This window comes from Corallococcus llansteffanensis, assembly GCF_003612055.1.
Lineage (GTDB): Bacteria > Myxococcota > Myxococcia > Myxococcales > Myxococcaceae > Corallococcus > Corallococcus llansteffanensis.
Window position 1 is genome coordinate 1 of record NZ_RAWB01000401.1, and the last position, 9,176, is coordinate 9,176.

8 protein-coding genes are annotated in these 9,176 nt (G+C 71.4%); 5 read left to right on the forward strand and 3 right to left on the reverse strand.

The features are described from left to right. Positions 1-29: 29 nt before the first annotated feature. Complete coding sequence (locus tag D7V93_RS29775) at positions 30-797, forward strand: glucosamine-6-phosphate deaminase (RefSeq protein WP_120646611.1); 768 nt, start codon at positions 30-32, stop codon at positions 795-797. A 48-nt stretch (positions 798-845) separates the two neighbouring features. Here the strand turns inward: D7V93_RS29775 and D7V93_RS29780 are convergent, their stop codons facing one another. From D7V93_RS29780 to D7V93_RS29790, 3 genes are all read right to left on the reverse strand, one after another. Beyond that, the gene (locus D7V93_RS29780) at positions 846-1,610 is read right to left on the reverse strand and encodes a lytic transglycosylase domain-containing protein (protein ID WP_120646618.1); all 765 of its coding nucleotides are present in this window, start codon (positions 1,608-1,610) and stop codon (positions 846-848) included. A gap of 84 nt (positions 1,611-1,694) precedes the next feature. Next, on the reverse strand, positions 1,695-2,246 hold the full coding sequence (locus D7V93_RS29785; protein ID WP_120646612.1) for a hypothetical protein: 552 nt from the start codon (positions 2,244-2,246) through the stop codon (positions 1,695-1,697). Positions 2,247-2,264: 18 nt separating this feature from the next. After that, the gene (locus D7V93_RS29790; protein ID WP_244237594.1) at positions 2,265-2,867 is read right to left on the reverse strand and encodes a hypothetical protein; all 603 of its coding nucleotides are present in this window, start codon (positions 2,865-2,867) and stop codon (positions 2,265-2,267) included. 348 nt (positions 2,868-3,215) lie between these two features. Here D7V93_RS29790 and D7V93_RS29795 point away from each other — a divergent pair, with 348 nt between their 5' ends. The 4 genes from D7V93_RS29795 (at position 3,216) to D7V93_RS29810 (ending at position 8,901) form a co-directional block, all read left to right on the forward strand. Then, positions 3,216-3,857 carry a carboxypeptidase-like regulatory domain-containing protein gene (locus D7V93_RS29795; protein ID WP_244237595.1) on the forward strand — a complete coding sequence of 214 codons (642 nt, stop codon included), beginning with the start codon at positions 3,216-3,218 and terminating at the stop codon, positions 3,855-3,857. A gap of 2 nt (positions 3,858-3,859) precedes the next feature. Continuing rightward, positions 3,860-4,588, forward strand: coding sequence for a hypothetical protein (locus D7V93_RS29800; protein ID WP_120646615.1), 729 nt, complete (start codon positions 3,860-3,862; stop codon positions 4,586-4,588). A 105-nt stretch (positions 4,589-4,693) separates the two neighbouring features. Further along, positions 4,694-5,959, forward strand: a complete 1,266-nt coding sequence (locus tag D7V93_RS29805) for a hypothetical protein (RefSeq protein WP_147451400.1) — start codon at positions 4,694-4,696, stop codon at positions 5,957-5,959. Positions 5,960-6,105: 146 nt separating this feature from the next. After that, the gene (locus D7V93_RS29810) at positions 6,106-8,901 is read left to right on the forward strand and encodes a hypothetical protein (protein WP_120646617.1); all 2,796 of its coding nucleotides are present in this window, start codon (positions 6,106-6,108) and stop codon (positions 8,899-8,901) included. Positions 8,902-9,176: the final 275 nt, after the last annotated feature.

The window sequence follows — 9,176 nt, forward strand, 5'->3', positions numbered from 1 at the left end:
GGAGGGGGAGGGCGTATGCTGGCCGACCCATGAACCTACGCGTGTTCGAGACGGAGCAGGAGGCGGCCACCACCTGCGCGGCGCGCATCGCCGAGGCCGTGCGACACACGCCGGAGCTGGTGCTGGGGCTGTGCACGGGGCGCTCCCCGCTCAATGTCTACCGGGGGCTCGCGGAGCTGGCGGCGCAGGGGAAGCTGGACCTGTCGCGGGCGACGACGTTCAACGTGGACGAGTTCCTGGGCCTGCCGCCGGAGGACGGGGGCAGCTTCCGCGCGTACATGGACCGGCACCTGTTCCGGCATGTGAATCTGTCAACGGAGCGGATCCACTTCCTCGACGGGTGCGCGCCGGATGCGGAGGCCGAGTGCGCGCGCTACGACGCGAAGGTGGCGCAGGCCGGTGGGCTGGACCTGCTGCTGCTGGGCGTGGGGCCCAACGGCCACATCGCGTTCAACGAGCCGGGCGAGGTCTTGACGGCGATGAGCCACCGCACGCGGCTGAGCCGGGAGACGCGGCTGTCGCACGTGCAGCCGTTCGGCGACGACCCGTCGCGCGTGCCCATGTCGGCGCTGACCGTGGGCATGGCGGCGATGCTCCAGGCTCGCAAGGTGGTGGTGCTGGCGTTCGGCGTGAACAAGGCGGCGGCGGTGACGGGGATGGTGCACGGCCCCATCACCACGCGGTGCCCGGCGTCATTCCTCCAGCTCCACCGCGACGTGGAGGTGTGGCTGGACACGGGCGCCGCCAGCGGCCTGCACGGCCGGCGGCTGGAAGAGGCGCGGTCCCGGAAGGACTGAGGGCCGCGGGCTCCGCCCGGCAGGCTCCGCCCCGAAGCCCTGATGCCGCTACGGTTTCCGCGCGGAGGCGAGCGTGGGAGCCCCTGGCAGCCGGGACGCGGGCTTCTTCGCGGGTGGCTTGGCGGCGGGCGGCCGGGCCTTGCGCGCGGCGGCCTTCACCACCGGGGCCCTCTCCGGCCCCTTCGTGGAGGGCTCGGCGGCGGGGCGCTTCACCGCCACCGGCGGGGGCGGCCGGGTGTGCGCCCAGGCCGCCATCACCCGGGCGACATAGAACTCCGTCTCTCCATTGCGCGGCACGTGCCCGTTCACCGAACCGGGCCCCGCGTTGTACGCGGCCACCGCGAGCCGCACGTCCCGGAACCGCCGGAGCTGTTCGGCCAGGTAGCGCCCGCTTCCGTCGATGGAGGGCGCCGGGTCGAAGGGGTCCTCCACCCGCATCTGTGTCGCCGTGTCCGGCATGAGCTGCCCCGGGCCCATCGCTCCCGCCGGGGAGATGCGGTGCACCCGCGTCTCCGACTCCACCTGGATGAGCGCCCGCAGGAGCCCTGGCGGGAGGTCGTGGCGGCGCTCCGTCTCGGTGATGAGGGGCGTCAGCGGCGGGTGCGCGTCCAGCACGCAGGCCGGCCGGTGCGCCGCGTAGGCCCCCAGCGCCCGCGCCTTGGTCTGGAGGAAGGAGAAGGACAGCGGCGACACCCGCGTCCCACCCAGCCACGCCACGCCCACGTTGAGCAGCACCACGGGCGCGAGCACGCACGGCGTCAGCCACGCCCACCACGGAATGTCGATGCCGCCCACGGCCCGCTTGCGTCCCACCCGCTCCACTTACGGGCGCCGCGCGTCCGCGTCCAACTTCCGGCCCCTCCGGTGGACATCTCCGGGGGGGCCGGCAGGGGGGCGTCAGAACACCAGGTTGAAGTAATTGGCCTTCGCCTTGGCGCCCACGCACACCTTCACGTCCGCGCTCCACGACTGCGAGGGCGGCGAACCGGTCGCCTGGAAGAGGAACTCCAGCTGCTCCTGCTTCGCCAGGTCCAGCACGTCCACCGCGCCGCTGCTGGTGAGCTGGAGCTTGTTGGTGGGCCCGCCGGTACCGGTGCTGCGGAAATCGCCCAGCAGCACGTACTCCGTGGAGCCCGGCTTGCGCACCGACAGGCTGGCGCGCTGGATGCCGCTGATGTCGGTGGTGGCGGTGGCGTCGAAGAGCTTCAGCCGCAGCTCGGTCTCCACGTCGGCGTCTTCTGGCAGGGCGCTGGCGAAGTCACCCAGGGGGATCTGAAAGGTCTGCTCCACGGAGCCGCTGAGCGGAGGGGCGGCGGGGAAGGAGAGGTCGTCCTCGGTCTTGCAGATCTCCTCGGCCTCCACCTCGAGGGAGAAGAGCGACTCGCAGCCCGTGGTGAAGAGGGGCAGGGCGCAGCAGAGCAGGAGGGTGCGGAAGGATTTCGTACGCATGGTGGGGAGTCTCCTGGCTCAGAAGAAGTAGAGGATGAAGCCCAGCTTCACGGACGGGATGGTGGCGCGCACGTGCAGCGGCCCGGACGTGACTGAGTCGTCGTCCGCCGCGTCCTGGATGAGCGGCGTGGGGTCCGGCACGGTGAGGGCCACGTAGCTCAAGCCCAGGTGCAGGAAGAAGTTGAAGCGGCTGTGCGCGCCCACCTCCAGGCCCAGGCTGCCCGTCACGTAGTTGTAGGTGACGTCGCGGATGGCCTGCGACGTCGTGCTCGGGTCGCGCCCCAGCCAGTCCAGCACGTCGCTGTACTCGGAGCCGAAGTAGTGCCCGACCTCCGCGTTGATGGACGGCGCGATGAACGTCTCCATGGGCAGGATGCTCACCCCGCCGCGCACGCCGAAGCTGAGCGTGTTGGTGGTGGGGCCCGCCTGCAGCCGCAGCCACGACGCGGGCTTCACCACCGCGGACACGCCGATGCCATGCGGGGCCCCGGCGTCCACCAGCAGGCCCAGCGTGTGCTTGGGGGCGCCGTCGTCCTGCGCCAGCGCGGGGGGGGCGATGCCAAGCGCCGCCAGACACCCCAGCGCGAGGGGAGAGTGAAGGAGGGGGATGCGTCGTCTCATCGGAAGGGAGTCCATCGTCATGACGAAAGTTCCACGGTGGTTGCCGGCCCGCGTTCATCATTCGCGGAAGGGAGCCCCGAAGAGAAGCGAGGTCGCGTGAAACCCGTACGGGCTTTCCGGGATGCCGCGAAGTGCGGGCCGGGGACTGCTCGGTTCCCGACAGGGCGGGAGTGACCCGGGGGGCTTCAATCCCTGTCGGATCACGGACGTCCCGCTCCACCTCATGGGTGATGGTCAGATGCGCAACCCGATGCGAGCGTACGATGGGCTGGCAGCGCAACGGTTGTCAGGACCGGGAACCGGGGGCCAAGGATGATCGACGAAGTCGATCAACGCATGAAAGCGTGGGTGGGTCGCATTGCCACGGAGGCGCCCGTGTATCTGGGGGTGCCGGACCGGGATTCCCTGGAGCGTGGCGTCTGTCTTTACCTGCTGGAGCTGGGGCCCGCGCCCCTGACGCGCGTGGTGGCGCGCGGCACCCTGCAGTTCTCGGTCTGCTACCTGGTGACGGTGGGCGCGGACACGCCGGAGCGCGCGCACCGGCTGCTGGGGGACCTGGTCTTCGCGGCCATGAGTGACAAGGAATTGGAGGTGGACCTGAGCCCGGTGCCCGCCGCGCTCTGGGCGGGGCTCCGCTCGGTGCCGCGTCCCGCCTTCCGCCTGCGGGTGCAGGTGTGCAAGGAGCGGCCGCTGGCGGAGGTGCGCTGTCTGTCTTTGGTGGAGAGCCCCCCTTCGCCGGGCCCGTTGCTGGGGCGGGTGGTGGGGCCCGGAGACGTGCCCATCCGCGGCGCGTGGGTGGCGCTGCCGTCGCTGCAGTTGAGCACGCGCACGGACGCGGAGGGCCTCTTCCAGTTCCCCAGCGTGTCACCCGAGGAGTCGCTGGGCCGGCTGGAGGTGCGGGCCGAGGGCGAGATGCTGGCGGTGGAGTCCGAGGTGCTCGCGTCCGGCGCGATGCCCCTGGTCATCCGGATGCCGGTGAAGGAGGACTGACGGTGTCCGGCGCCCCGCCAGTCGAGGCCGAGGAGGCCCGCGAGCGTCGCCACCTCTCCTGGGTGGTGGCCCTGGCGCGGTGGGGGAAGGCCTGGGCGGAGCGGGTGCTGGCGGAACATGCCGCCGCGCTCGCGAAGGCGGAGGAGGAGCTGGGCGGGGCGCAGGTGCGCTCGCTGCCGCTGCGCGAGCCGGTCGTGATGCCGCCGCCGGTGCCCGCGTGGCCTCCGCGCCCGGACCTTTCCTCCGACGTGACGCGGATGCCTCCGGTGCTGTCTGCCGTGCCACCGCTGCCGCCACACCTGATGGATGAGGGCGCTCCCACGCCGCGCCCCAACACGCTGCGGTGCGTGTCATTGGAAGAAGGGGAGGCGGAGCTGCCCGTCCACGTGGCGCTCGGGCCGCTCCTCGACTTCGACCCGGACGACCTGCTGCCCTCCGAACCCCAGCCCGCGCCCCTGCTTCAGGCCGCCGCGATTCCCTGCGACGACGTGGCCGAGGCCCCGGCGCTCGGGGATGCGCAGGTCGCGCCGCGCTCCTTGCATGTCGTGCCCCCGCTTCCCGGGCAGTCCGCGCGGGACCTGCTCGCGCTCCTGAAGGAGTCGGAGGGCACGCCCACCCGGCCCTCCGTGCCGTGGCCCGAGTCCACCCCGCCGACTCCCCCCGAGTCCGCCGAAGCGGAGGAGATGCTGCGCGAGTGCGAGCGCCTGGAATGGGAGACGCAAGGCGAGTAGGGCGCGCGTGCCCGGACGGCTCCGCCTCGCGAGGTCATGCTTCGCGGCGCGATGGGCGAGCGCACTGACCTGACCCCTCCTCGCGACGCTATGCTGCGCGGAGCGATGGCCGAGCGCACCCGACCCAGCACTTCGTCCCCAGGCCTCACCGGGGCTGATGTCGAGCGCCAGCTCGAAGGCCGTGCGGAGCTCATCGCCGTGGCCCGGCGTCGGTACGCGGAACTGGAAGCGCTTCTGTCGGGTCGCCGGTGGCGCCGGGGGCTGCTGCGGCGGCCGGAGCTGGTGCCCGCGCTCGTCGCTCACGCAGAGGCGCTGCGAGAGGCACTGGAGCGCGTCCAACGTCGCGCGGCCGTGGAGGCGTGGAGCGAGGACACATCCGTGCTGCGGGAGGCCCGCGAGCTGTCGGTTCGGCGCGAGCGGCTCATCGGCCTCGCGCAGCGCAGGTTGGAGGCGCTGGCCGTGGCGCCCGCGCACCTCTCGCTGGAAGAGACACTGACGCGGCTGGAGGCGTTGGTGCGTCAGCCGATGGCGTGGGAGCTGAACCCGGGCGAAGTCCTGGTCTTCGAGACCGACGCCCGCTGGCATCCAAGAGGACGCCAGGGCAGGGCGCTGCTTCCCGGCGACGGCCTGTCCCTTCGCCAGCGGGCCGCCCCCCTCGCGCGCTCCGTGCTGTGGCCCCTCGTCCGTCCCGTGGTGTGGCCCTTCCTGGGCTCCGGTCGGCTGCGGATCACCAGTGAGCGCGTGCTCTGGCTTCCGGTGTTCGGGGAGCTCCAGGAGGTGCGCCTGGGCACCATCGCCGAGGAAGGCATCCGGCTGGAACCGGGCTCGCTCGGCCTGCGCGTGGTGGGCAATCGCCTGCTGCGCGCACGGGGCATGACGGACGCCGAGGAGGTGGCCGCGCTCCTGGAGCTGCACCGTCAGGCCCCCCTGCGCGGGGCGGCCCGGTCCGGGGTGCGGCTGGAGTCGGTGGCGATCTTTCCCGCGAAGCTGGGCCGCCTCCCGGGGCAGGCCGTGCTGCGCCCCCGGGGCGTGTCCTTCATCCCGGCGGGGCAGGGGCCCGGGGCCCTGAGCGCCGTCACCGGGAAGGCCACGTCGCTGCGGGGCTTCGACGCGGCCCCGGTGCTGGAGGCCCTGCGCTGGCTTCCGGAAGCAGAGTTCGACGCGTGCCTGGCGCGCGTGGTGGACGCCACCGGAGGCCAGTCCTGGGCCGCCGGGGACACGCGCTACGTCGCGGGGCCGCCGGTGTGGCGGGAACTCCGCATCGAGCATGGTGGGGACGCGCTGGTCGGCAAGGTGGAGTGGGCCCAGGAGGCCGCCGCGGGAAGGCTCCTGCGCGAGTGGCCCCAGGCGCTGCCGTCGGGCCAGGAATAGCCAGGGGGCGGCCCCCGCTGCGTACAGAGGGGAGCCATTGCGCCGTGCAACGACTGTCACCGGGTCCCCGCCCACCCGTTCCCCTGTTCAAGACACTTCACCTACAGTGAAGTCGGGGCTGTCCGCCCCTCTTCCAGAGAGGCATCATGAAAGCCAGACACCCGGCCTCACGCCGTGGCCTCCCACGCGCCGCGTCCGCGATGCTGCTGCTGTTGAGCCTTGCGGCCAGCCTTCCCTCGTTCGCGCAGCACTTCACCGTCTTCGAGAGCGGTCAGGTCCGCCCCCTGGCCCTGTCCCCCAACGGCCAGTGGCTCTTCGCCGTCAACACGCCCGACAACCGGCTGGAGATCTTCCAGGTCGGCGCGACCGGCCTCACCCATACCGGCTCCGTGCCCGTGGGCCTGGAGCCCGTCGCCGTCGCGGCCCGGAGCAACGACGAGGTCTGGGTCGTCAACCACCTGTCCGACAGCGTGAGCATCGTGCGCGTGGATGGGAACGGGCACGGCGGCGCCGTGACGCGGACGCTGCTCGTGGGGGACGAGCCTCGCGACATCGTCTTCGCCGGCATCGGGAAGAAGCGCGCCTTCATCACCGCCGCGCACCGGGGGCAGAACACGGCGTTTGATCCGCAGCTCACCACGCCGGGCATTGGCCGGGCCGACGTCTGGGTGTTCGACTCGGAGAACCTGGGCGCGACGCTGGGCGGCACGCCGCTCACCCGCGTCAGCCTGTTCGGGGACACGCCGCGCGCGCTCGCGGCCTCGCCGGACGGCTCGCGTGTCTATGCGGCGGCGTTCCACTCCGGCAACCGCACCTCCGTGGTCCACGAGAGCCTGGTGCCCAACGGTGGCGAGTCCGTGGGCGGCGTCCCCGGCCCCAACGTCAACCACCAGGGCCTCGCGGCGCCGGAGGTCTCCGTCATCGTGAAGTACAACGGCCAGGACTGGCTGGACGTGCTCAACCGTCCGTGGACGCAGTCCATGCGCTTCTCCCTGCCGGACAAGGACGTGTTCGCCATCTCCGCCACCGCCAATCCGCCCGTGCAGGTCGCGGGCGCCGGGGGGTCGTACTCGGGCGTGGGCACCATCCTGTTCAACATGGCCGTCAACCCGGTGAGCGGAAAGGTCTACGTCAGCAACACCGAGGCCCGGAACGACCTGCGCTTCGAGGGCCCCGGCACCCTCGTGGGCAGCAGCCTGCGCGGGCACCTGCACGAGAGCCGCATCACGGTGCTGGGCGGCTCGGGCGTCGTGCCGCGCCACCTCAATTCACACATCAACTACGCGGCCTGCTGCGCGCCCCTGCCCAACGCGGAGAGCGAGAAGAGCCTCGCGCAGCCCATGGGCATGTCGGTGACGTCCAACGGCGCCACGCTCTACGTCGCCGCGTTCGGTTCATCGAAGCTGGGCGTGTACGCCACCGCCGCGCTGGAGGCCGGCACCTTCGTGCCGAGCACCGCGAACCAGATTCCGCTGACGGGCGGCGGCCCCACCGGCATGGTGCTGGACGAGGCCCGGGGCCGCCTCTACGTGCTGACCCGCTTCGACAACGCCATCTCCGTCGTCAACACCACGACGAAGGCGGAGGTGGCCCACCTGCCGATGTTCAACCCCGAGCCGCCGAGCGTGGTGCAGGGCCGTCCGTTCCTCTACGACGCGCGCACGAGCTCCAGCCACGGCGATTCGTCCTGCGGCAGCTGCCACATCTTCGGCGACTTCGACAGCACCACGTGGGACCTGGGCAACCCGGACGGCGACGTGAAGGCCAACGCCAATCCCATCGTGCCCGTGCTGCCGGAGTTCGGGACGGACCCGACGTTCGGCCAGGACACGTCCTTCCACCCGATGAAGGGCCCGCTGTCGACGCAGAGCCTGCGCGGCATGGCGAACCACGGCCCCATGCACTGGCGCGGGGACCGCACGGGTGGCAACGCCGCGCCGAGCGTCCAGCCCAACGGCGGCACCTTCGACGAGGTCGCGGCCTTCAAGCAGTTCAACCCGGCCTTCATGGACCTGCTGGGGCGCAGCTCCCAGCTCACGCCGGAGCAGATGCAGAAGTTCTCCGACTTCATCCTCCAGGTGGCCTATCCGCCCAATCCCATCCGCAACCTGGACAACTCGCTCACGCCGTCGCAGCAGGCGGGCAAGGACTTCTTCGTCAACACCACGAGCTCCTTCCAGGGCTCGTGTGGGGCCTGCCACCGCGTGGACGTCAACGCCAACCCCGGCGAGGGCCCGTTCAAGGGCTTCTTCGGCACGGAGGGCAAGAGCTCCTTCGACGTGGAGCCGCTGTTCCCCAAGGTGCCGCACCTGCGGAACATCTACCAGAAGGTCGGCATGTTCGGCGCGGGCTTCGCCTTCGGGACCACGCCAGTGGATCCGTTCCTGGGCGACCAGGTGCGAGGCATTGGTTTCAACAGCGATGGTGCCATCCCCACGCTGTTCCTCTTCAACAGCGGCTTCGACTTCCACCCCATCTTCAACGCGGTGGGCATCCCGAACACGCCCGCGGGCGTGCAGGCCAAGAAGGACATGGAGCAGTACATGTTCGCCTTCGAGACCAATCTGGCCCCCATCGTCGGGCAGCAGGTGACGCTCACCGCCACCAACGCTGGCGTGGTGGGGCCGCGCATCGACCTGCTGGTGGCGCGCGCGAACGCGGGCGAGTGCGACCTCGTCGCCAAGGGCCGCGCGGGGACCCACGAGATGGGCTTCCGCTACGTGGGAGGCGGGCAGTTCAAGACGGACCGCGCGGCGCTGCCGCTCGTGGCCGCTTCGGCGCTCCGCTCGGCCGTGGCCACGAGCCAGGGTGTGCTGACGTACACCTGCACGCCCCCGGGTTCGGGCACGCGCGTGGGCATCGACCGGGACCTGGACGGGTTCCTCGACGGGGATGAGCGGGTGGCGGGGACGGACCCCGCGGACCCTGCCAGCCACCCATAAGGAGGCCCCTGGGGACGATGGCGGGACAGGGGTCCGACGCACACCTTCGTGCGCGTCGGACCTCCCCCGCACCGCAAGGGCCCCCATGTCCACGTCCCCTGAAGCCGAGTCCAGCAGCGCGCATGTCGGAAAGCTGTCGGGCAGCTACTACCACTTGGTCACTTTCAGAATGCGTGAGGGTGGGCGGACTGTTCCCTGAGCATGACGCCAAGACAGCTGAATCGGTTGGAGGGAGAGCTGGAGAGCTTCCTCACATCGATGTTCGCGGGCATGGG

What these genes read in the sequence shown, in the direction of transcription:
- D7V93_RS29775 (WP_120646611.1), top strand. Translation starts at nt 30, where the DNA reads ATGAACCTACGCGTGTTCGAGACGGAGCAGGAGGCGGCCACCACCTGC.
- D7V93_RS29785 (WP_120646612.1), bottom strand. Translation starts at nt 2,246, where the DNA reads ATGCGTACGAAATCCTTCCGCACCCTCCTGCTCTGCTGCGCCCTGCCC.
- D7V93_RS29790 (WP_244237594.1), bottom strand. Translation starts at nt 2,867, where the DNA reads ATGAGACGACGCATCCCCCTCCTTCACTCTCCCCTCGCGCTGGGGTGT.
- D7V93_RS29805 (WP_147451400.1), top strand. Translation starts at nt 4,694, where the DNA reads ATGGCCGAGCGCACCCGACCCAGCACTTCGTCCCCAGGCCTCACCGGG.
- D7V93_RS29810 (WP_120646617.1), top strand. Translation starts at nt 6,106, where the DNA reads ATGAAAGCCAGACACCCGGCCTCACGCCGTGGCCTCCCACGCGCCGCG.